At 38.6% G+C, this 22,336-nt stretch carries 21 protein-coding genes and 2 pseudogenes; 4 read left to right on the forward strand and 19 right to left on the reverse strand.

The annotated features are described in order from the left end of the window. The first annotated feature begins 15 nt into the window (after positions 1-15). Positions 16-387, forward strand: a complete 372-nt coding sequence (locus AC3ANV_RS25500) for a hypothetical protein (protein WP_488311372.1) — start codon at positions 16-18, stop codon at positions 385-387. A 484-nt stretch (positions 388-871) separates the two neighbouring features. On the opposite strand, the pseudogene AC3ANV_RS25505 reads toward AC3ANV_RS25500, so the two are convergent. Continuing rightward, positions 872-1,414, reverse strand: a pseudogene (locus AC3ANV_RS25505) (ArsB/NhaD family transporter); the annotation flags it as partial. Between the two features lie 318 nt (positions 1,415-1,732). On the opposite strand from AC3ANV_RS25505, the gene AC3ANV_RS25510 reads away from it, so the two are divergent. Then, positions 1,733-2,701, forward strand: a complete 969-nt coding sequence (locus AC3ANV_RS25510; protein WP_488311373.1) for a phosphatidylinositol-specific phospholipase C/glycerophosphodiester phosphodiesterase family protein — start codon at positions 1,733-1,735, stop codon at positions 2,699-2,701. A gap of 2 nt (positions 2,702-2,703) precedes the next feature. On the opposite strand, the gene AC3ANV_RS25515 is transcribed toward AC3ANV_RS25510, so the two are convergent. From AC3ANV_RS25515 to AC3ANV_RS25560, 10 genes are all read right to left on the reverse strand, one after another. Next, a complete protein-coding gene (locus AC3ANV_RS25515; protein WP_488311374.1) occupies positions 2,704-3,468 on the reverse strand; it encodes a MerR family transcriptional regulator in 765 nt (254 codons plus the stop codon). 275 nt (positions 3,469-3,743) lie between these two features. Then, complete coding sequence (locus AC3ANV_RS25520) at positions 3,744-3,974, reverse strand: hypothetical protein (protein ID WP_488311375.1); 231 nt, start codon at positions 3,972-3,974, stop codon at positions 3,744-3,746. A gap of 216 nt (positions 3,975-4,190) precedes the next feature. Continuing rightward, positions 4,191-4,661 (reverse strand): hypothetical protein, encoded by a 471-nt coding sequence (locus AC3ANV_RS25525; protein WP_488311376.1) that lies wholly within the window; start codon positions 4,659-4,661, stop codon positions 4,191-4,193. Positions 4,662-4,967: 306 nt separating this feature from the next. Beyond that, complete coding sequence (locus tag AC3ANV_RS25530) at positions 4,968-5,675, reverse strand: M48 family metallopeptidase (RefSeq protein WP_488311377.1); 708 nt, start codon at positions 5,673-5,675, stop codon at positions 4,968-4,970. A gap of 27 nt (positions 5,676-5,702) precedes the next feature. Beyond that, the gene (locus AC3ANV_RS25535; RefSeq protein ID WP_488311378.1) at positions 5,703-6,200 is read right to left on the reverse strand and encodes a YehS family protein; all 498 of its coding nucleotides are present in this window, start codon (positions 6,198-6,200) and stop codon (positions 5,703-5,705) included. Positions 6,201-6,252: 52 nt separating this feature from the next. After that, positions 6,253-7,623, reverse strand: a complete 1,371-nt coding sequence (gene rlmD / locus AC3ANV_RS25540; RefSeq protein ID WP_488311379.1) for a 23S rRNA (uracil(1939)-C(5))-methyltransferase RlmD — start codon at positions 7,621-7,623, stop codon at positions 6,253-6,255. A 296-nt stretch (positions 7,624-7,919) separates the two neighbouring features. Further along, positions 7,920-9,383 (reverse strand): nicotinate phosphoribosyltransferase, encoded by a 1,464-nt coding sequence (locus AC3ANV_RS25545; protein WP_488311380.1) that lies wholly within the window; start codon positions 9,381-9,383, stop codon positions 7,920-7,922. 279 nt (positions 9,384-9,662) lie between these two features. Further along, a complete protein-coding gene (locus AC3ANV_RS25550; RefSeq protein WP_488314338.1) occupies positions 9,663-10,604 on the reverse strand; it encodes a diacylglycerol kinase in 942 nt (313 codons plus the stop codon). 214 nt (positions 10,605-10,818) lie between these two features. Continuing rightward, positions 10,819-11,457: a pentapeptide repeat-containing protein gene (locus AC3ANV_RS25555; RefSeq protein ID WP_488311381.1), complete on the reverse strand. Its 639-nt coding sequence runs from the start codon at positions 11,455-11,457 to the stop codon at positions 10,819-10,821. A 93-nt stretch (positions 11,458-11,550) separates the two neighbouring features. Continuing rightward, positions 11,551-12,333 carry a class I SAM-dependent methyltransferase gene (locus tag AC3ANV_RS25560; protein ID WP_488311382.1) on the reverse strand — a complete coding sequence of 261 codons (783 nt, stop codon included), beginning with the start codon at positions 12,331-12,333 and terminating at the stop codon, positions 11,551-11,553. A gap of 110 nt (positions 12,334-12,443) precedes the next feature. On the opposite strand from AC3ANV_RS25560, the gene plsY reads away from it, so the two are divergent. Continuing rightward, entirely contained in the window at positions 12,444-13,067 is a 624-nt protein-coding gene (plsY, locus tag AC3ANV_RS25565) for a glycerol-3-phosphate 1-O-acyltransferase PlsY (protein ID WP_488311383.1), read from the forward strand. A gap of 38 nt (positions 13,068-13,105) precedes the next feature. Here the strand turns inward: plsY and AC3ANV_RS25570 are convergent, their stop codons facing one another. Further along, on the reverse strand, positions 13,106-13,660 hold the full coding sequence (locus AC3ANV_RS25570) for a thioredoxin family protein (RefSeq protein ID WP_488311384.1): 555 nt from the start codon (positions 13,658-13,660) through the stop codon (positions 13,106-13,108). Positions 13,661-13,885: 225 nt separating this feature from the next. On the opposite strand from AC3ANV_RS25570, the gene putP reads away from it, so the two are divergent. Then, entirely contained in the window at positions 13,886-15,367 is a 1,482-nt protein-coding gene (putP, locus tag AC3ANV_RS25575; protein WP_488311385.1) for a sodium/proline symporter PutP, read from the forward strand. A gap of 46 nt (positions 15,368-15,413) precedes the next feature. Here the strand turns inward: putP and AC3ANV_RS25580 are convergent, their stop codons facing one another. The 7 genes and pseudogenes from AC3ANV_RS25580 to AC3ANV_RS25610 form a co-directional block, all read right to left on the reverse strand. Continuing rightward, entirely contained in the window at positions 15,414-15,956 is a 543-nt protein-coding gene (locus tag AC3ANV_RS25580) for a DUF1697 domain-containing protein (protein ID WP_488311386.1), read from the reverse strand. Positions 15,957-16,119: 163 nt separating this feature from the next. Continuing rightward, on the reverse strand, positions 16,120-16,302 hold the full coding sequence (locus AC3ANV_RS25585; RefSeq protein WP_488311387.1) for a YolD-like family protein: 183 nt from the start codon (positions 16,300-16,302) through the stop codon (positions 16,120-16,122). Between the two features lie 164 nt (positions 16,303-16,466). Continuing rightward, positions 16,467-17,174, reverse strand: coding sequence for a response regulator (locus AC3ANV_RS25590; RefSeq protein WP_488311388.1), 708 nt, complete (start codon positions 17,172-17,174; stop codon positions 16,467-16,469). Further along, the gene (dcuS, locus tag AC3ANV_RS25595) at positions 17,146-18,771 is read right to left on the reverse strand and encodes a DcuS/MalK family sensor histidine kinase (protein WP_488311389.1); all 1,626 of its coding nucleotides are present in this window, start codon (positions 18,769-18,771) and stop codon (positions 17,146-17,148) included. Before dcuS ends, AC3ANV_RS25590 begins: the two co-directional genes overlap by 29 nt. A gap of 153 nt (positions 18,772-18,924) precedes the next feature. Continuing rightward, positions 18,925-20,172, reverse strand: coding sequence for an NADP-dependent malic enzyme (ystJ, locus tag AC3ANV_RS25600; protein WP_488311390.1), 1,248 nt, complete (start codon positions 20,170-20,172; stop codon positions 18,925-18,927). 169 nt (positions 20,173-20,341) lie between these two features. Further along, a pseudogene (locus tag AC3ANV_RS25605) lies at positions 20,342-20,466 on the reverse strand (hypothetical protein); the annotation flags it as partial. 27 nt (positions 20,467-20,493) lie between these two features. Continuing rightward, a complete protein-coding gene (locus tag AC3ANV_RS25610) occupies positions 20,494-21,765 on the reverse strand; it encodes a cation:dicarboxylate symporter family transporter (RefSeq protein ID WP_488311391.1) in 1,272 nt (423 codons plus the stop codon). Positions 21,766-22,336: the final 571 nt, after the last annotated feature.

Genomic DNA, 22,336 nt, shown 5'->3' on the forward strand with positions numbered 1-22,336 from the left:
GAGGAGGAAAATATAATGATCACTTTGACTAGTCTTGATGAGTTAAAAGCCACTAGCGAAGCCTTACAGAATCTAAAAAAAGACTATCCTGCGCTTTTTAACAAATTTTTGGATATGGTTAATCTTACACGGGCCTTTCAGTTTAAATATAATTACATGGGATGCTTAATTATGGATGAAGACCCAGGTGAAGATAAACCGAATTATGTGTACGGTTCTGTTCTACGCCTGTATAAAAAAGAATTACAAAAATTAAAAGATGATCTCGATTCCCAAGTACTAAAACAATTTTTAACTAAATTCAGAGGTACCGGTTTCGCAAAAATCAGTCAATTAATACTTGGTATGACTCCTGAATCATTAGTAGGTGCCTCAAGTATTAGGTAACAGATTTTAGAAAACAAGCCTACTATTTAAAATAATTAATAACTGACTTAATGCCGGTTCCCCCTTTTTTAAAAATTTATGCTTTCCCTCTATTTTCCGCTTAAACGCAGGAACCACCCATATGGGTTCCTGCGCTTTTATTAAATGGAACCCATTTATTTTGTCATTTTTATCTAACAGCCATTTTTTTCTTAATAAACTGAACATAGTTAAACAACTAAACATATTTTAACAGAAAAAGCATAATAAAACCGTGGTCCCTGAAACCACGGCCTGTTATTATCATAGGAAACGAAAGAGTAATCCATCTTAGTTCCGCCAATAACTTGATGGATTATTTTTTTTGACTGGATTAATGTTATTCAACAGGCAGTTTAAAGTAATCAACATTTTTACCATCATTTATCACGGTAAATGGATCATTTTAATATGTTCTAAATTCCGATATATTGTTTCTCTTTCTGCTGTGATCAGAGTCATTTTTATGCATATATAGGCTCATATGCACAATTTTTAAGGCAATTAAATTTACAATATTGCTAACCCCGATCGGTGCACTCGATGCGGTGGCAATCAAGCCGCCTGAAAGTAAATAGGGTATTTTTTGATGGTTTTTTAAACCCATATTGTTTAGTAACATGACTAGAATTGGGGTTGTGATTAAAATACTTCCGTCATTATTGAAAAATAGTGTCATGAGAAAGCATAACAGATTAACATACCAGAATAAGCGAATACCTGACCCCTTAGCCTTAGCCGCGAGCTTCTCCGCCACCCAGTGAAAGAAACCAAAGCTCTCTAAAACAATTGCCATCACAATTGTCGCAATAATCGTGATAGCCGCCCCGCTGATTGTTTCGGTTATTTGTCCAAGGTCTGACAAAGAAACACTTCCACTGAGGATAACTATAATTGCACCTATTGTGGCAGGAATGGCCTCATTCATTCCCCTAGGCCTCCAAAGAATAAAGGTAAGTGTAACCACAAATGAGAATATGGTTATCCATACCACAGGTTGAAAAATCATTGTGATCTCCTTTCATACAAGCTAGTGATTCATGATGTCCATGAGAGACCTTACCTCCTCTTTTCGGGCAAATCCGCACCTGTCCCCCCCTTCCATCTATCCCTCTCGTCAGGTTGTACTATATCTATATGTATCACAATGTAGACAATCTTTAGGTTTGTACCCTTTTTTACAACAATGGTGCCTGACACCATAAAAAGACACTTTATCCAATCTGTACACTGAAGGTGGACACTATCTTAATGTTTTAATATGGGAAATAACGTAATGAAATGTGGGGAAGCTATTAATGAGACTTTACGAAAAGGACTCCTAAACATGAAAAAAAGCATTTGGTTACCACTGTTTAGCCTTGTTATTTTTATAGCTGTAAGCCCGATAGCACCTGCAGCCCGCGCAGAAATTACTAATTATTCAATTACAGTTGATAAAAAGACAACATCCAAAAAGGATAAGCCGTCTCCTTTAACCAATTTACCAGTGGTGGTTCATGGTTTGGGTTATATAGATGGCCATTTAGTAACAAACTCACTCGATGCTCTCCTAGTCAATTACAAGCGGGGATTCCGTGTATTTGAAATCGACTTGAATATGACGTCGGATCATCGGTTAGTTGCCCGTCATGATTGGACGCCTGAGCACTATCAATTTTTAGGGCAGGTGTATCCGCCTGTTGCGGGCCCCATTCCTTTTCAAACTTTCATGTCCCTAAAGATTCATGGTAAGTATAGTCCCGCTTCATGGGAACAAATCTTAGCATTGATGCAGATGTACCCGGATATTTTCATCATCACAGATACCAAGGAAATGGATAAAAAGAACGTTCGTTTGACCTTTTCCTACTTAGTAAATACAGTGAAACAATTAGATCCAACATTATTAAATCGTATCATCCCCCAAATCTATCACACCGAAATGCTTAGCTATATAAAGTCGTATTATGACTTTAAGTATGTTATTTACACCTTGTATCATCTAATCGATATCCCATCCCCGGAAGAGTTGGCAAATTGGAGCGAGCGCCACCATATTACTGCTATTGCTGCATTTCCTTTCCGTATTACGGAAGAAATGCGCACGGCATTGCAGAAGAAGGGAATTATTATTTATGCACATACGATTAACAATCCGAAGGAAGCTGCGATGTTTAAAAAGAAAGGAATCGGGATTTATACAGACTATCTCTTTTATAATGGAAATAATTTTACCGGACCGACTAACGAACGTTTACAATCCAACATTAAAAGCGACTGGTTTTACCAATCGCTTTTAATGTCCATTGCATAAGTTTATTCTGTGATACCAGTGTAAATGCGAATGGCATCTCTTAAAAATTCAGCAGCACCCGGCTGCTCTTTATCATAATAGGCTTTAAACCGTTCATCATCCACATACATCTGTGCAAGACCGGTGTGCGCTTCTTTACTGTACTCACTCCAATAAAAAGTAAGCCATTGCTTATGCAAATCTGCTGCCTTTTGCGCTAATTCACCTGCAGGGTCTCCGGTGGCGAAGGCTTGGGCCAATGTTTCCTTAACTTGTTTCTCCAGATTAGTGACTGCCTTAAATTGTTCCTGAGTCATGTTTTTTACTATTGTATTTGATTTGTCAATCGCTTCATTTCCGTATTTTCCCCGTATTTCCTCTCCGTACTTTTTCTCATTATCATCAATTATTTTTTGCTTAAATCCTTCAAACTTTTCTTTATCAGACATTTTCATTCTCCCTTCTGTTAAGGCAATGGTTTTCTCCACATTGGCAATTAACAAATCTAATTGTTTTCTTTTTTCCAGGAGTTTTTCACGATGTTCTATTAGTGCAATTGCTCCATCAAAGGAAGGTGCCGTAACCATATCCCTTATACTGTCTAAACTTACACCTAATTCTCTGTAAAAAAGTATTTGCTGTAGCCTGTCAACTTCCGCTTGCCCGTAAATCCGATATCCTGACGAATTGATTCTTGCCGGCTTAAGAATCCCAATTTCATCATAATACCGAAGAGTTCTCGTGCTAATACCGGCTAACTTCCCTAGCTTTTGCACGGTGTATTCCATTCGTTCACCTCCTAAAATAACGATACACCTTAACGTAACGTCAAGGTCAATTACTATTTTTAATTTTATCCAAATTATTTACAGGAAACTGCAAACAAAAAACACCGACTTTGGTAAGTAGGTGTTTGGCTACATCCTTAAAAGTTAGTAATTATTGTGAATTACCCGGATTGTAGATGATAGGAATACCGAACCAAGGAGCTACCGACATTAACGGGAAAATGCTGTTTATAAAACGATTAGCCGGGGATCACTTGAATCTGTACAGCTTCAGTCTATTTTCCTTTCATTTCATTCAACTCATCAATAAGCTGTTTCGTCCTTTTCGCATTTCCTTCAGCAAAATTTTCGAGGCGTTCCTTTAATTCATCATCATTGTGAATCCGTTCTGCGCTTATGAGATACGTCCGCATTAAATCTTCTTCAATTTCGATTGAATTTTCAAGAATTTTTTCAAGATTTTCCTTTTCTTCCCGATTCTTTCCGTTAAACATATTTAAACCCACGGGAATACCTCCTTTTCACCTTAATCGTTCTCTATTCCATTTACAGACAACCATTGATCCAAAACTATTCTTGTATTAAGGTTCCACGAAACCTTAAGATCTACTCGATAAACTAGAGGGATTAAGATATTTTCATTGATTTCTCAAATAAAATACATCATTTAACTTAAAAAGGAGATTTTAGTTAAAAAGTTGCTTTTATCTTCCTCCATTATTTCAATGGTTAATTAGCATTTTTTCCGCTTTCTGAACCCACTTGTAATAGCCTAACAAAATAAGAAAAAGAATTGGATCAACGATAGCGGAGTGCCATAACTTCCACCAACCATTATGAAAAAAACCCCATGGTTCAGGAAGTAATGTTATGGCTTCGTAAAATAAGATAACGATTACAAATACAAAAATGTAAGAAATTTGTTTAGTTAATTTATACTGAAAGGGATACCAATTTAAAAACATCATATTAACAGGTGGGATTAATATTGTATGGGGGAAAATTCCTATCCAATCGATTTCTTTTCTAAAATACCAATACCCATGAAATTTAAATTCAATGATGGTGTCGAATATCGTCTGGAATGCAATCGTAAATACCCATATATGAATAATTTGATTAGTGGTCAGTCTTTTGTTTGTTTTAAATGCCATGATATTAAATATAATTATCGAGGTAAAAAGTCCGATCATTTATATACCTTCTTAAATAAAATCTTCCACCCCAACAGCCAAGATCACTATGAAAATTTCTTGATTATTCTTAATTTGCTAATACAAGAAATCCTTATTCAAGAATTGTTCGTAAATTTCTAAATGATGTTGCTTTTTAAAGACAGATTATTAGCTGATATTCGTCTACCCCTGATATCCTTCATCAATAGAAATAAAAGCCGATAGGGTTTGAGAATCTTTTATAGGTTCTCGAACCCCATCGGCTTTTATTTAACGATATTTCAGCAGCACCCAGTACTCAACGTGGTTTTTAAATGTTTACTGCTAAACAGTCATTTTCCAATTTGATATAGCCAACCAGTTTTCCTTTTCCTTATAATCGGGCATTATTTTCCCAACAAGGCGCCAAAAGGAGCGGTCGTGATTCAGATGGACCATATGGCACATTTCATGAACGACTACATAGTCGAGCACCTCACGCGGTGCCATTGCCAGCCTCCAATTAAATGTTAACTGCAGCCTTGAATCACAGGTTCCCCAGGTAGTATTACTATCCGTGATACGTATAGAACGTGGTTTTGTTTTAAAGTGGCTTTGATAGGAGGTGACACTCTTTTCTACTAAGGCTTTACACCGGTGATAATAGAAGCGTTTTAGAGCTTGTTTTATTTTCTCATCCTCAAGCTGCTTCACATATATTTGTAACTCATCTCCCTCAAACACCACATAGTCCTGCTGAATATTTTTGTCTTGAAAGATCTGTATGGGATAGGTGTTTCCTAAATAAAGAAAGCTCTCACCATGCTCATAGACCTTTTTCTGCGGCCCATGCAGCCTATCCTTCATTTCTTTTAATTTTTGCTGAATAAGATCCCATTTTCCTTCTAATAACTGAAGCACTTTTTTATCAGGTGTCTCCTTCGGAGCATGGACTTCAACATTTCCATAGCTATCTATCGTTATTCCTATGGAGGTTCGGTTTTTGTACTTTATATCAAAACGTATTGTCTTACCTGAGTAAGTATGTATCATGTCATCACCTGTAGATCCTTTAATGCGTTATCCCCTGTATTTAATAGCTAGTCCTTTTAAGAAGTTCCTGGCGAATTTATCTCCGCACTCTTTATAATTCTTATGCCCTTCTTTTCTTAATAAAGCACCGAGTTCTCCTTTTGTTACCGTGATTCCCGCATTTTCGAATATATCCAGCATATCCTCAGTAGTTAATGCCAGTGCTATTTTTACTTTCTTTAACAGGAGATTATTAACGTTTGCGCTTTTCTTTAAAGCAGGTTCCTGTGTATCAGACTGTCCTGGTTTGGGCTCTTGTTTTCCTCTTTTAAAAATAATAAAGCCATTTAAAAATGAATCGAACATACTGTTATTACATTTTATTTGAAAGTCATTTTCATCATCATCATCATCTGATTTTGTTAGAATCTTTATCACTTCCGGCACTGTTACTTCCACGCCGCCAAGTTTAAATATCTCTGCCATTTCTTTATTTTTTAATTCTAGAGCATATCTCAATCGAATTAATATATCGTTATTATCCATCAATAAACCTCCTATTTTTAAAACTAGTGCCTATCCCCTAATGCAACAGGCACTACCTTAGTTCAATTTTTGCAACTGCCTCGACATGTGTAGTCTGGGGGAACATATCCACCGGCTGCACTTCCACCGTTTTGTATCCTCCATCCTCTAAAATCCTTAAATCCCGTGCCAGGGTAGCAGGATTACAGGATACATAGACAACCTTCTTCGGCTTCATTTCAATGATGGTTTGCAGTAAAGCTTCGTCACATCCCTTTCGCGGCGGGTCTACTACAAGTACATCCGCAGCATTTCCTTCTTTGTACCACTTTGGTATGACAACCTCTGCTTCCCCAACAGCAAACTCGGCATTGGTAAATTCGTTAAGCTCCGCATTCCGTTTTGCATCTTCAATTGCTTCAGGTACGATTTCCACACCGAATACCTTCTTCGCTTTTTGCGCTAAAAACAACGAAATTGTACCGATACCGCAATAAGCATCAATTACGTTTTCATTTCCACTTAGGTTCGCATACTCCAGTGCTTTATCATATAACACCTTTGTCTGAACAGGATTCACCTGGTAAAAGGATAAAGCGGAGATGGCAAATTTCACATCCCCAATATAGTCATAAATGACTCCATTTCCCCAGAGAACGGTTGTTTTTTCGCCTAAAATAACATTTGTGCGCTTTGAATTTATATTATGAACAATCGACTTTACCTTAGGGAGTCGCGTGCGGATTGCTTCGACCAGTTTATTTTTCTGAGGGAGATCCGCTGTTCTCGTAATAATCACAACCATGAGTTCTCCCGTTTGCTTTCCAAAACGCGCCATAATATGGCGGAGAACCCCTTCATGGTTTTCTTCCTGGTAGGCAGGAACACCGAGATCACTGCATATTTCCTTCACTGCCTGCACTGCTTCATTGATTTCCGGCAGCTGAATAAGGCTCTCATTGGTATCCACTATTTCGTGACTTCTTGGTTTAAAAAAACCTGCGATTAATTTCCCGTCTTTCTCCCCAACAGGGACTTGAGCTTTGTTTCGGTAATGCCATGGTTCCGCCATGCCTAAAATCGGATGAACCTTCACATTCTCCAATTTGCCGATACGGGTCAGCACTTGCCGAACTTGATTTTCCTTATATTTCAGCTGGCCTTCATAGCTGATATGCTCCAATTGGCAGCCGCCATACATATGAAAGTCACTGCCGGCAATATCAACCCGATAAGGGCTTCTATCATAAAGCTCAATCAAACGGCCAATTCCGTAACCCTTTCCAGTCTTAATGACTTTTACCTTCGCCTTTTCCCCCGGTAAGCCACCCGGCACAAACAACGGGTATCCTTCAACCTTCGCTACACCTGCTCCGTCATGGGTTAAATCCTCGAAAACTACATCTATATATTCATTTTTTTGTACCGGTATTGTTTTGTTCATCGATTTCTTCCTTTGCGCTATTTTGACTAGCAAAATTGTAACATATAATGAGGTCAACAATGAAATGAACGGTGATGAAATTCTTCCGGAAAAGCTATTCCGCCGGGTTTGGCAGGAATCTGCAGACTTAAACATTTATTTCGCGCAAATCCTTATTAATTCCGCGAACTTTCCCAATAATTCCGCAAGTTTCACACAAAATCCCGCAAACACCTATTTTCAAGTAGGTCAAACTTCAAAAACTGATTTTCCCCCTAAAAATAAGAGACGCCCTATCCCTAGGACGCCCCATCAATCTATTCTCTCATTTCAACCACTTTTTCTTTAACCTCTTCGATATTTTCCATTTTGTTATCCCAGCATTTTTGGCTAAGGTCGACCGGATAATCTTCGGGATTCATGATCCGCTTGTACTCATCCCAAAGTGCGTCGAGGTTTTGCTTTAAATAATCACGAGATTCTTCAAGGCTCGGAATTTCATAAACAAGCTCACCATTGGTAAAAATATCTTCATGAAGCTCTTTCGCTGTAAAATTAGTAACCACCTTATTAATGTAAGTATGGGTTGGATGGAACATTCTTAGTTTCTTCTCAGGAAACTTTTCGTCCTCCATCGCAATATAATCCCCTTCGGCATGGTGGTTTGTATTATTGATAATTCGGTAAATTTTCTTTAGTCCCGGAGTCGTTACTTTTTCCGGATTGGAGGAAATCTTAATGGTATCTTCCATAGTCCCATTTTCATTTTCAATGGCAACAATTTTATAAACCGCCCCCAATGCAGCTTGGTCGTAAGCGGTAATCAGCTTCGTACCAATTCCCCAGCTATCGATTTTTGCCCCTTGGGTTTTCAAGTTCATAATCGTATATTCATCCAAATCGCTTGATGCGACGATCTTTGCATCTTTAAAACCAGCTTCATCAAGCATTTTGCGTGCTTCTTTTGAAAGATAGGCAAGGTCACCGCTATCAAGACGGATACCGATAAAATTAATTTTATCACCTAATTCTTTTGCAACCTTGATGGCATTTGGCACGCCAAGGCGCAATGTGTCATACGTATCTACTAAAAACACACAGTCCTTATGTGTTTCTGCATACTTATGGAAAGCTGTATATTCGTCCTTATAAGCTTGTACCATTGAATGGGCATGAGTACCTGAAACCGGTATTTGGAACATTTTTCCCGCCCTAACATTACTCGTAGCTTCAAAGCCGGCAAGGTAAGCTGCCCGTGTTCCCCAGATAGCTGCGTCCATTTCCTGCGCACGTCTTGTCCCAAATTCCATTGCCACTTCATTACCGACAACCTGCTTGATTCGAGAGGCTTTCGTCGCAATCAATGTTTGGTAATTCACAATGTTAAGCAAAGCTGTTTCGATTAATTGGGCTTCCGCGAGCGGAGCATCAACACGTATGATTGGCTCATTGCCAAAAACCAGCTCGCCCTCTTTCATGGAACGAATCGTTCCCGTAAAACGCATATTTTTGAGATATTCTAAAAAATCATCCTTGTAGCCTACTTCATTTTTCAAATATTCCAGGTCTTCTTCGCTAAAACGAAAGCCTTGAATAAACTGAATCACCTTTTCCAAGCCAGCGAAAACAGCATAGCCGTTCCCAAACGGAAGCTTTCGGAAAAACAGTTCGAAAACCGCACGTTTATTATGTATTCCATCTCTCCAGTACGTCTCTGCCATATTAATCTGGTATAGATCCGTATGCAGTGTAAAACTATCATCCTGATAAATGTGTTTCATAATAGACCCCCGAATACTATTGCAGCTTTTTCAACATTATTACCCATTCTACCATTTTAAAAACTATTTAACCATAGCCCCAAATGATTGTTCAAAATGTCACAAGGCCACTTATAATCTTTTTGGTTTAAAAAGCAACTGAACAACAATCTTAAAGCCTTTTTTGTAAGCAGCTATACCTCTAACTATCCTGTTTATATAATTGTCCTTATTTAAATTTCTAGACAGGCTACGTTTTTTCCTTTAAAAAAGTCCGCCCCATTTGGAACGAACTTTTCGTTAACTATATCTCATTCCCGGCACCCAATCAGTTGGCCGGTCAAGCGGGCGAATATCATCAATTGGTACGAATACCTCTAAATGGCGGTACAGGTTTTCAAACTCAGATGGAAGCAATCCGCCAAATTCACCATCCAAATTAAGCTGCACTGTTTCTCGGGAGTGCACCTTAATACGATTTGCCTGGGTGTAAATAACATTCGGATCATTTACATGCTCTCCTCGAACGGCTAAAGTGGCAATTCGGATAAACTCAGCAAGATTAATTTTTTTCAAAATTAGCAATGAAAATAATCCATCATTAATCGAAGCATCCGGAGCAAGCTTTTCAAATCCGCCAATTGAATTAGTTAATCCTACAAGAAACAGCATTGCTTCGCCTTCAAAAAGCTTCCCGTCATATTCAATCGTCACTTCTGATGGTTTAATAGAAGGAAGCATTTCCATTCCTTTTAAATAGTACGCCAGTTGGCCAAGCATTGTTTTTAATTTGCTTGGTACTTCATATGTAAGTTCTGTAATTCTGCCTCCGCCGGCAATATTAATAAAGTATTTATCATTTATTTTTCCGATATCAACGGGAATCATATCCCCTTTTGTTATAATATCAACAGCGGTTCCAATATCCCTGGGAATTTGCAGTGCACGGGCAAAATCATTCGTTGTACCAGCAGGGATGATTCCCAATTTGGGCCGATACTCCTGTTCTGCCAGACCGTTAACCACTTCATGAATCGTTCCGTCCCCGCCTGCTGCAATGACAACATCATACTGACGCTCAACTGCAATCTTTGCTGCCTGAATCGCATCTCCTGCTCCGGTTGTGGCGTGACACGATGCCTCATATCCGGCCCTCTCCAACTTTTCAAGAATCTCGGGTAAATTGCGCTTAAGAATTTCCCGTCCTGATGTAGGATTGTATATTAGTCTTGCTCTCTTCATCATTTCATCATCCTATTATTTGAAATCAACTATTGGTTTTGCTGTTTCTATATTCTACCAATGAATATCATACCTTACAAACATTCTGCTAAGCCATAAATACTATTCTTTCCTTTAACTTCCGTCTATTATCATAACAATTTTTTATTTTTTTGCCAAAAAAACGAGCCAAATTTTTTTACCCCCCAAAAAAACGCGCGATACGGCTCGCACGTTATTCTTTAATGGTTAACCCCAATAGCTTTGCAAATCCTATTGCCTGTTCCGAGGAAACTGTACATCCTGCCAAGCTATCAATAGATGCATTAAGACTGCTAAATGTGCAGCTGCTGAGATCAATTCCCTTTAATGAGGTCCCAGTAAAATTCACCTCATTTATATCACAATTTTTAAAATCCACTTTATCAAGCTTAGCTTCATAATAATCAACATTTCGGAGGGAGCAAGAATCAAAACTAACTTGCTTCAAATCAGCATACCCAAATGCGCCTAAATTCATGTTACACTGCTCAAACAATACATTACGAACGGTAGCATCTGCAAGATTCAATCCTAATAGTTTTGATTCTTTAAACACAGCGCGATGGATAATCGCATCATTTAAGTTTGCATTTGACAGGTCGCACCGTTCAAAGAGACAATCCGTTAATTGAAGATATCTAAAAGAAACATCGATAAAGGTAACATTTTTAAATATTACCTCCTCAAAGCGAAGCTTTTCAATATCCTCACCAATTATAGTACAATCACTTATGATCGAAGCATAAATATAATCTTCTTCCCTATCGTTAAAATTCATCGGAGTTAAACCTTGGGGAATATTAGGCTGTTGTATTTTCAAACTTTTAGTCAAAATGATCATCCTCTACATTAGAAAACTTTATAAAATGTGAAAGAGGACACTTTCTGCCCTCTTTCACCATTCATTATAACCAGTTCAGCATTGTTATTCTACTAATCTCAAAATACAAACATTGCAGTCATGCGGTATCAAATATGGTTCTTGCTCGGGTAATGCTCGAAATAGTTCCTCAAGAGCCTTTTTCTGAACCTCTTCACTTAGACCGGATAGCCACGAAATTGATTTAACTCGTTCTACCCATTCCTGTTTTGTAAAACTGACCGAATAATTTAGCCTGTAAAAATCTCTTAATTCAAATCCGTTCTGTTTCCACTGTTCAAACCATTCAACAGGGAACCCGTTGATACAATGCTTATACTCTGCCATTGAACCAGCCGGTTTCAAACCGCCTTCTACATATTTCGGTAAAACCTCAAAAGTCTTTTCAACGGCCGCAGAACCAGTTAGGAAACCTGAGTCAATGACGATTAACGTCCCTTTTGCTTTCAAAATTCTTTTCACTTCTTGAATGGCTTTCTCGCGATCGAACCGGTGCCATGCCCTCATGACCGTTACAAAATCATATTCTGAATCCGGCAAACCTGTATCCTCAGCACTTCCCTGCAAAAATGGGATTGTGAAATTTTTCCTTCGGTTTAGGTCTTTTGCTTGTTCCATTAATTCTGATGAAGGTTCAACACCGACAACATCCGCTTTTCTCAAGGCTAGTTTCCTTGTTAACGCACCTGCCCCGGCACCGATATCAACGACCTTTTTTCCGGCAAAATTTATATTTCGAATAAACAGACCATCCATTAAATTTACTGGTATATCATCTCTTGACTTCGCATAGCTATAAGCAACTTGACCAAAATCAATTGGTTTCATGTTTATGCTCCTTTAATTATCCAAAAATTGAGATTTCAACAAAATAATACCACTTATATATTGTAAAATGCTATTAATAAGCTAGTATATTTAACAAAGGAATGGTTATTATGTTTTGGTTGTTACTTATCGCTTCCTACTTGATTGGAAGCATTCCTACTGCCCTAATTGTGGGCAAGCTGGTCTACGGAGTCGATATTCGCGACCATGGCAGTAAAAATCCAGGGGCAACCAATACCTTAGTGGTTCTTGGAAAAAAAGCAGCATTGTTTGTTCTGCTTGTAGACGTTGGAAAAGGAATTGCTGCTACCTATCTGCCTATCTGCTTCAACCTTGACTTCGAACCAGTATACTTTGGGTTTACCGCAGTTTTAGGTCATTGCTTTCCAATCTTTGCAGGATTTAGAGGAGGAAAAGCAATCGCCACAACGGCCGGCGCTTTAATAATTGCCAATTTCCCCTTGTTCCTCATCACGTTTATTACCTTCTTTTTGGTGATTTTTTTAACAAAGTATGTGTTTTTAGGCTCTCTTTCTGTCGGCCTTAGCATTTTTACCTATTCCTTTCTTTCACCGAAGCTGGAATCAGAACTGATCTTTTTCTTCTTTTCATTATTTTTAATTTTTCTCCACCGTTCCAACATCCGCAACTTCATCCTTGGAATTGAACCAAAAATCAACGATAAAAATTTAAACAAGAACCGCATCCCTCCAAAAAGCGGCTTTAAAATGTAAAAAAAACCCTGGGAGCAATAGCTGTCAGGGTTTCCCATTTATTTTAAAAGAGTGGCGATAAGGCTTTTGGCAACAATTTTCCAAATGGACCCATCTTTCTGGTAAGAAGCCACTAGATGCGTATACATTTCCATTTGCTTCTCCTGAAAATCTGCAGCATCTTTATCAGGCAAGGCAGCTCGTCTCTTTTCCACAAGCGCCTGCAGTTCAGGTGCCCTCGGCCCCCATACTCCAATTTCATTTCCTTCTTGATCGATAAAAATAAAAATAGGAATCGCTCTTGACGTACCGTTCGTTAAATATTGGTCCATTAACTCAAGATTTTGGTCACGTAACACGAAACGAACATCAATTCCGGCTGCTTCTGCAACCCGTAGCAAAATCGGGTTGTTAAGCAAGGCATCCCCGCACCAATCCTCTGTTAATACAATTGCCCGCAATTCTTTTGGTCTTAAAGACTCCAATCTGTTACTGTCCTCATCCTTTAATGTAAACCCTTCAAATATGGTAAGCATCTCTTCTTTATTTTTCGTCATCGAGTTTATGTACTCTTCTGCTGTTAGTCCTTTTTGAAACCATTCATTTAATCCCATCTTCAAACACTCCTTCCATTTTCTTCTTATGATAATCGTTTCAAAGATAACTAACAAATGTAACAGCCTACCAAGGCCTGTTAATGTTATTTCGTCATCACTTTTTATTATTTTAAAAAACTAATAAATATACACTAGAAATAGTATTAATTAGTTGATAGAATATTTTATATATAGAAAATATTATTTTGAATTTTTTCAAGAAATAACAAAGGGGGAACATGCATGTCTAATGAAACATTACAGATGATTTCGATTGGGATTTACTTAGCTGCTATGCTTTTCATCGGTTGGTATTCTTATCGAAAAACTAGCAATCTCACGGACTACATGCTTGGCGGCAGATCTCTAGGTCCTGCAGTAACTGCTTTGAGTGCCGGTGCTGCTGACATGAGCGGCTGGCTTTTGATGGGATTGCCCGGCGGGATTTATGTAACCGGTTTGGCAGATGCTTGGATTGCCATTGGTTTAACGATTGGCGCCTATCTCAACTGGTTGCTGGTTGCACCGCGATTACGTTCCTATACTCAAGTGGCAAATGATTCTATTACAATTCCAAGCTATCTTGAAAACCGTTTTAAGGACAAAACAAAACTACTCCGTATTGTTTCCGGTATTGTTATTCTTTTATTTTTTACTTTCTATGTTTCTTCGGGGATGGTTTCAGGAGCAGTATTTTTTGAAAGTTCTTTCGGAACCAGCTACCATACCGGCCTTTATATTGTCGGCGGCGTTGTTGTTGCCTACACCTTGTTTGGCGGCTTTTTAGCTGTAAGTTATACAGACTTTATTCAAGGGTTAATGATGCTTCTTGCCTTATTTTTTGTTCCGGCTATCGGTATTTTCATTACAGGAGGACCAACTCATACGTTTGATACCATTCGTGCGATTGATCCCTCAAGACTCGACTTATTTAAAGGAACAACCTTTATTGGAATTATCTCCGCAATGGCATGGGGGCTGGGATACTTCGGACAGCCGCACATCGTTGTACGCTTTATGGCCATAAAAACAATTAAAGAAACAAAAAGTGCCCGCCGTATTGGAATGAGCTGGATGATCATCTCTTTAATTGGCACCATCTTTACCGGTCTTATTGGTCTGGCATATTTCCATAATAATGCAGAGCACACACTAAAAAATCCTGAAGCAGTCTTTATTTCCTTAAGTCAGATCTTTTTCCATCCGTTATTTGCCGGATTTGCCCTGGCTGCTATCCTAGCAGCAATTATGAGTACAATTTCTTCCCAGTTAATCGTAACATCAAGTGCACTGGTAGAAGATTTATACAAAGTGGTCATGAACAAAAATGCCAATGATAAACAGCTTGTTTTCTTAGGAAGAATGGCCGTCCTACTCGTCGCTGTTGTAGCTTCAGCCCTTGCATTTAAGCAAAACAGCACTATCTTAAGCCTTGTTGCATACGCATGGGCAGGATTCGGAGCTTCCTTCGGTCCGGTTATTCTTTTAAGTCTATTCTGGAAGAAAATGAACAACTGGGGCGCCCTTTTTGGTATGATCGTTGGAGCGGTTACCGTTATCGTTTGGAAAAATGTTGGTCTTGGTGACACACTTTATGAAATCGTTCCTGGTTTCGTCCTTAACTTTATCGTCTCTGTTATTGTGAGCTTAGTTACTTACAAAAAGAACGCAGAAATCGAAAACGAATTTGACGAAAGCGTCCGGTTACTAAATAATGCCTCATAAGAAAAAAAACGCTCGGATTGTCCGAGCGTTTTTCCATTAAATTCAATTAAGCGTTCATCGCCTCAACCATTGCAGCAAGCTTCGTTACTGTTTTCCAATTTCGGACTGTTGCTTGGACACCTAACTTTGGCAGTTGGGTCGCCAGCTTGGAATCAAGGATGCTTTGACCAAAATATAGATACACATCCTTACCTTCGATTTTATATTCATCCCTATTACTTTCAACAGTGCTCAAATATTCGATTCCTTCTTCTGAAGGTACCCCTGATAAAAATGCTACGTTCACACTCTCTCCTTGAGGTAATGATTCTGTAGGGAAAGGGCAGCTTTTAAAAATCCGTTCAAATTCCTGCGCCGTTCTTAAAATAACAGGTACAGGGAAACCAAAATTCTTATTAATTTCTTCCTCCATCCGCTGACGCAGCTGATCAGTTTCTGCTTCCGATTCAAACAAAACATTCCCACTTTGGATATATGTTTTCACATTACGTAAACCGATTGTTTCAAGGAGCTGCTTTAAATCTGCCATTTTAATCCTTTTATGTCCTCCGACATTAATGCCGCGTAAAAGAGCAATGTAAATAGTCATCCCGGGACCTCGCTTTTTATTTATCTTCTTTAAATCTTACCATTTTGAAGATAAACTAAACGATTTTTTGATTATTATTTTAAAAATCTATGTCTTTACTTTTTTAGCAAATTATATTTAACCGCCTCTTACCGTATTACCTTTTAATCATTTACAAAAAAGATTAATAAATCTCTTTAATACTAGATAGACTAATGGAGAAGGTCTGTTGTTGTTCATCCTTTAAAGAAAGAATTTGTTCAGTAAGATTAAGATTACTAACGCAGCCCTTACATGTTTGTAACAAACCTTTTTTGTAATAAATAATTGTAATTAACCGATTTTTTCTTAATGCTTTGAGAATCATCAGTTTATATCCTTTCTTTAATCGCTATAACTAAATAAAGTGGCAGTGGTATAACCCCCATCCTTTATAACATCATCATAATATTTAATAAACCGCTTTCACAGTTTATGTAAATTTAATAATTATTTTTGTAATTAAAAAAAGCAAGCAGTGTGCTAAACTGCTTACAAAAAATTTTTGATAAGATGTTCTTTATATTTATTAAATTCATGATTGTAAACAGGTCTTCCAACCGTCCCATAAATCACCTTCACTTCAAGGATCCCAATATCTTTTAAAAAATTTAAATACTTTCGGGTGGATACTCTTGAAATTCCGACTTCTTTTACAACCTCTTCTGTTGAAAACGGGGCTTCCTTCATTTCCTGAATGACTTCCCAGATTTTTTTTAATGTATCTTTTGTTAATCCCTTTGGAAGCTCCTCTAGAATTGTTTTTTCTTCTCTTCGTAAAATTTGACTGTCAAGCTCTTCCTGATTAATCACTTGTTGTTTTTGAATAAACCTTGTTTTCTCTTGGTAAGCAGCTAACGCCGTGTTAAACCGTTCAAATTCAAATGGCTTAATTAAATAATCAACCGCTCCGTATCTTAATGCTTTTTTTATCCTATCCATGTCTGATGCTGCTGAAATAATAATAACGTCCGTTTCTTTCTCATTTGTCCGCAGGTAGGTTAACAACTCAAGTCCATGTTTCCCCGGCATAAAAATATCCAATAGTATGAGATCGATTTCCTGCTGTTCAATGATCTTAATGGCTTCATCTACTGTACGGGCCATCGCAATCAGCTGAAATCCATTCACCTTTGCAAGATAGCTTTTATTAAATCCCGCTACCATTGGATCATCCTCCACTATCATTACTCGGATCATCGCTCTCCTCCTCCGCTTTATATGGTAAATACACAGCAAACAAAGTTCCCTTCCCGGACTTAGATGAAATAATTAATTCTCCTTCCAATTTTTCAATCGCTTGCGAAATTAAATATAACCCTAAACCTCTATTTTCCCCTTTTGTTGAAAACCCTTTTTGAAAAACTTTATTTTGCTGATCTTCACTCATCCCGGTTCCTGTATCTTTTACCTCAATTGTCAGAATTTCATCTCCATACTCGAATTTTACGTCAATTTTCTTGACAGAACAATTGGTTACAGCCTCGACTGCGTTATCAATCAAATTACCAACAATCGTGATTAACTCATGGGTGATATCGGAATCTTCAGGCTGTGGCAACGGATGGTCACAGGATACATATAACTCTACTCCGGATTCCCTTGCATAACTTAGTTTCCCAATAAGAAAACCCGCTAACACCGGGTCCTGTATTTTTTTTGTAACGAAACCAATTTCGTTTTTTCGATGGTTTACCGTATCATTAATAAACTCTACTAATTTTTCATAATACCCCATATGCGCCATTCCCAGAATGACATGAAGCTTATTCATAAACTCATGCGCCTGTGCACGAAGCGTGTCTGCGTAAATACGTACTCCTGTCAGTTGTTCCGCCAGTAACTGGATTTCTGTTTTATCGCGAAATGTAGCAATGGCTCCCACTGTTTTATTGCCTACTATTACAGGAACCCGATTTACTAAAATGGTAATCCCATTTAAATTCTGTTCTTCATCCAATTCTGCTTTGCCTGTTTTTAAAACTTTGCTTAAGCGAGTTGTAGGCATATACTCCCCTATATGTAACCCAATAGGCTTTTCACTTAATCCTGCCTTTTGAAACAACCTTAAGGCAGCTCGATTGACAAGGGTAATCCTAGACTCCCGGTCAACTGCAACTATGCCCTCACGCACCGATTGCAGCATGGCGCTTCGCTCCTCAAAAAGACTGGCAATGGCAACAGGTTCCAACCCATGTAAGATTTTTTTAATATACCTGGCTAAAACAATTGCTCCAAGAACACCGATTAAAATGCCAATTAATGTACCTATATAAATACCCATTCTGCTCTTATTGACAGCCTTTTCTACATTATCCAGAGATATCCCGACTGCGACTGCCCCTATCTGTTTTCCTTCCGGATCTTTAATGGGTGTAAACGAACGTAATGAAGTTCCCAAGGTCCCTTTTGAGTAGGATACATGTTCTTTTCCTTTTAGAACAGGACCTTCATCTCCGCCAATAAAATGCTTCCCTACTTTATTAATATCCGGATGGGATTTGCGTATCCCCTTCATATCCATTACAACAACAAAATTAACATTTGTAACCTCTCTAATTTCATTTGCAAACGGCTGGATTTCCTTATCACTCCGTTTACCGCTCATGGCTTCAATGACAAGAGGACTACGAGCCACCATTCTAGCAACATTTTTCGCTTTTTCTGCCTGAGTATCCTCGACACTTACTGCTACCCTTTTACTGATAAGTAAATCTGTTATGAGAAGTGAAACAGCTACAACAAGACAAACAAAAATAATAATGATTGACTGTAAACTCCATCTTCCTTTTTTCATTTTCTCCTCCGTATTATAAGAAAGACCAGGGTTGGAGAAAATCATCTCCAAAGCTCTTCCGGTTAAATATGAAAAGACTGCGAAGCTTTAAAAAAGAAGCGCTTTGCAGTCTTAGTGTCCCTTATTTCTATTGGATTTATTTAGGTGCCTGATTTACACATGAACAGGCTTTTTTTCTTCTACTGATGTTATTAGACGTACTTTGATTTCATCTGTATTGATATATTTTCGTGCAACACCTGTTTTCATCGCAGCGTTAGCCACTGCTACTGCTACGTGAGCTGCAACTCTAGGGTCAAATGGATCGGGAATAACATAATTAGTATGAAGCTCGTTATCAGAAATTAAACCGGCAATAGCATAAACAGCAGCAAGCTTCATTTCCTCATTGATTTCTTTCGCATGAACATCCAGAGCACCACGAAAAATACCAGGGAATGCAAGTACGTTATTGACCTGATTCGGAAAATCTGAACGCCCTGTACCTACTACTAGTGCTCCTGCTTTGATTGCCTCTTCCGGCATAATCTCCGGTACCGGATTGGCCATGGCAAAGATAATCGGATCAGGATTCATCGAACGAACCATTTCTTCTGTAACGGCACCTGCAGCAGAAACCCCAACAAACACATCCGCTCCTGCAAGAGCATCTGCTAAAGTTCCCTTTTTATGTTCTTTATTTGTAATTCGAGCCATTTCCTCTTTAAATCTATTCATTCCAACAGGACGGTCTTCATAAATGATTCCTTTTGTATCACATAAAATGACATCATTTACTCCCATTTTAAGCAAGAGTTTGACAATCGCCACGCCTGCAGCACCGGCACCGTTTGCCACGACGCGAATATCTTCAATTTTTTTATTCGCCAGTTTAAGAGCGTTGATTAACCCCGCTGCAGTTACAATAGCTGTACCGTGTTGATCATCATGGAAAATCGGGATATCACAAGCTTTTCGTAAACGATCTTCGATTTCAAAGCATTGAGGAGCTGCGATATCTTCTAAATTCACTCCTCCAAAGGTCGGTTCTAATAACTTTACAACCTCCACGATTTTATCCGGGTCAGTTGTATCTAAACAAATCGGGAATGCATCTACATCTGCGAAGGATTTGAATAACACTGCTTTTCCTTCCATAACCGGCATGGCAGCACTCGGGCCGATATTTCCAAGCCCAAGTACAGCCGTTCCGTTTGAAACAACGGCAACGAGATTCCCCTTCATGGTGTAATCATATACTTTACTTTCGTCCTCATGAATGTCCAAGCAAGGTTCAGCTACACCCGGAGAATACGCAAGGCTTAAATCCTTGCCATTATTTACTGGAACCTTAGAAAAGACACCTAACTTTCCTTGATATTTTTTATGCATCTTTAATGCTTCGTCCCGTAAAGTTGTCATTCAGTATCTCTCCTCTTTGTGTGGTTTTCTCATTTACCCCAGATACGTAAGCGTTTCCACTTGTTTCTAAGATTTTTAAAATTGCACTCTTGTCTTTTTTCTCATTTTACTTTCTTTGTAAGTTCTAATATAGATTTTGTAACTTTAATAACTATTTTTGTAATTAAAAAAAGTAATCATTTGTAGACTGTGCCATATTCACATGGCTGTTCGGACTAATATGAAAGTAGTCTCCTCTTTTTTTCCGATCAAATCAAGCGCACGATTGGCAATGACCTCATTCGCATTCATGTTACTCTCATTTCATTCTCCTCATATCTCTTATGCAACATTTGATTCTTTAACAGAATCCATATAGTGCTGCGCCTTGTCTCTATCAAATTCGCCCTCCCATTTCGCCACTGAGATGGCAGCCAATGAGTTTCCTAATACGTTCACTGCGGAGCGAATCATATCCAAAATACGGTCGATGCCGGCAATCAAAGCGATTCCCTCTAATGGCAATCCCATAGAACCCAGTGTCGCCAGCACAACAACGAACGATGCACCCGGGACGCCTGCCATGCCTTTTGAAGTCATCATAAGTACAAATAACAATGTAATTTGCTGCATCAACGACATGTGTACGTTATACATTTGCGCAACAAACAGCGAAGCAAGCGCCTGATAAATTGCTGATCCCGTCAAATTGAATGTATATCCTGTCGGAATGACGAAAGAAACAATTGCCTTCGGACATCCGAATTGCTCCATTTTTTTCATGATGTTCGGGAGCACTGCCTCAGAACTCGCAGTTGTAAAAGAAAGGATAAGTTCTTCCTTTAAAATCTTAATAAGCGTAAAAATATTTGTTCCTGTCATTTTCGCGTTTATACCTAAAATCACAATAGCGAAAAACATTACAGTTACATACACAGCCAATACAAGCTTTCCAAGCGGAAGTAATGTGCTCACTCCGAAATGGGCAACCGTCACCGCAATAAGAGCGAATACTCCAAAAGGAGCAGCCTTCATTACTTGATTTGTTACCCAAAACATTGCTTCTAATACACCTTCAAAGAAATGAAGCACCGGCTTTCCTTTGTCCCCGATTGCCGCGACCCCTAGGCCGAATAGAACACTGAAGAAAATAATAGGCAATAGATCCCCTTGCACCATTGATTCAAACACATTTTTTGGAACGATGTGAACGATTGTTTCCGCAAAGCCTTTGTTTTGTGTAGCGCTTGCTGTTTGTTCGTATGATGAGATATCTCCTTTTGCCAGATGGCTCATATCTACACCAGAACCTGGGTGGAACACGTTTGCAGCCAGCAATCCAATCCCCAGCGCAATCGTTGTAATGATTTCAAAATAAAGAATCGTCTTGCCGCCAAGCTTTCCTAACTTTTTTATATCACCTACACCCGCCACCGCCACTACAAGTGCGGCTATTACAATCGGCATAACAATCATTTTAATTAAATGAATGAAAATGTCACCGATTGGCGTGATGTAGGCAATTGCTGTTTTGTTCCCGTAAACAGCAGCTCCAACCACTATACCTAATATAAGTGCAATAAAAATTTGCGCAGCTAATCCAAATTTTTTCATGTGTATCCCCCTTGTTAAACGCTTTCAATTTATTTCAATTTATATTAATGAATACTTAACTAAGTTTATAAGCAAAATTACATAACCCTACAAAACCCTACAAATCGATCTGAAAAAATTTTAAGTGTTAGAACAAAAGGCGCAAGCGCCCGGTTAGCGCACGACAGGACTGGAGCGCTTCGACTGAGATAAAGGAAACACGGAGAGCGTTAGCGATTCGATGTTGACTTATCGTGGGGAGAAGAGCGAAGTCCACTAGCCGCTGGGCGCTCCTCGAAAAAGCTATCGCTTTTTCTTCGTGCGATGCTAATGCTGCCGAAGCTTTCCTTATGGAGCTGGATTCAGATAACTTTTTCAAGTTATCCACACCAAATTAATTTATAGTTTCCTAAACGACAAAAAAAGCCCGACCGTAGTGTCCGAGCCTTCTCGTTGAGAACCCTGCGAAGGAAATAAAACAACTGGAATTATGACAATACCAATAATCACTTAACACGTCTTATAATAGGTTCATCTGCCATTTTTCGACCTGTTTTCCTTTTAAAAAACACTAATCAAACGTTTGATTAAA

The organism is Neobacillus sp. DFD-2R (genome assembly GCF_057747865.1).

Excerpts from the sequence above, each read along its gene's own strand:
- AC3ANV_RS25525 (WP_488311376.1), bottom strand. The coding sequence starts at position 4,661 with ATGATCGGACTTTTTACCTCGATAATTATATTTAATATCATGGCATTT.
- AC3ANV_RS25545 (WP_488311380.1), bottom strand. The coding sequence starts at position 9,383 with ATGAAACACATTTATCAGGATGATAGTTTTACACTGCATACGGATCTA.
- rlmD (WP_488311379.1), bottom strand. The coding sequence starts at position 7,623 with ATGAACAAAACAATACCGGTACAAAAAAATGAATATATAGATGTAGTT.
- plsY (WP_488311383.1), top strand. The coding sequence starts at position 12,444 with ATGTTTTGGTTGTTACTTATCGCTTCCTACTTGATTGGAAGCATTCCT.
- AC3ANV_RS25530 (WP_488311377.1), bottom strand. The coding sequence starts at position 5,675 with ATGATACATACTTACTCAGGTAAGACAATACGTTTTGATATAAAGTAC.
- AC3ANV_RS25515 (WP_488311374.1), bottom strand. The coding sequence starts at position 3,468 with ATGGAATACACCGTGCAAAAGCTAGGGAAGTTAGCCGGTATTAGCACG.
- AC3ANV_RS25590 (WP_488311388.1), bottom strand. The coding sequence starts at position 17,174 with ATGATCCGAGTAATGATAGTGGAGGATGATCCAATGGTAGCGGGATTT.
- AC3ANV_RS25535 (WP_488311378.1), bottom strand. The coding sequence starts at position 6,200 with ATGGATAATAACGATATATTAATTCGATTGAGATATGCTCTAGAATTA.
- AC3ANV_RS25510 (WP_488311373.1), top strand. The coding sequence starts at position 1,733 with ATGAAAAAAAGCATTTGGTTACCACTGTTTAGCCTTGTTATTTTTATA.
- AC3ANV_RS25550 (WP_488314338.1), bottom strand. The coding sequence starts at position 10,604 with ATGAAGAGAGCAAGACTAATATACAATCCTACATCAGGACGGGAAATT.
- AC3ANV_RS25560 (WP_488311382.1), bottom strand. The coding sequence starts at position 12,333 with ATGAAACCAATTGATTTTGGTCAAGTTGCTTATAGCTATGCGAAGTCA.
- AC3ANV_RS25500 (WP_488311372.1), top strand. The coding sequence starts at position 16 with ATGATCACTTTGACTAGTCTTGATGAGTTAAAAGCCACTAGCGAAGCC.
- dcuS (WP_488311389.1), bottom strand. The coding sequence starts at position 18,771 with ATGAAAAAAGGAAGATGGAGTTTACAGTCAATCATTATTATTTTTGTT.
- putP (WP_488311385.1), top strand. The coding sequence starts at position 13,886 with ATGTCTAATGAAACATTACAGATGATTTCGATTGGGATTTACTTAGCT.
- AC3ANV_RS25610 (WP_488311391.1), bottom strand. The coding sequence starts at position 21,765 with ATGAAAAAATTTGGATTAGCTGCGCAAATTTTTATTGCACTTATATTA.
- ystJ (WP_488311390.1), bottom strand. The coding sequence starts at position 20,172 with ATGACAACTTTACGGGACGAAGCATTAAAGATGCATAAAAAATATCAA.
- AC3ANV_RS25585 (WP_488311387.1), bottom strand. The coding sequence starts at position 16,302 with ATGATTCTCAAAGCATTAAGAAAAAATCGGTTAATTACAATTATTTAT.
- AC3ANV_RS25580 (WP_488311386.1), bottom strand. The coding sequence starts at position 15,956 with ATGACTATTTACATTGCTCTTTTACGCGGCATTAATGTCGGAGGACAT.
- AC3ANV_RS25570 (WP_488311384.1), bottom strand. The coding sequence starts at position 13,660 with ATGGGATTAAATGAATGGTTTCAAAAAGGACTAACAGCAGAAGAGTAC.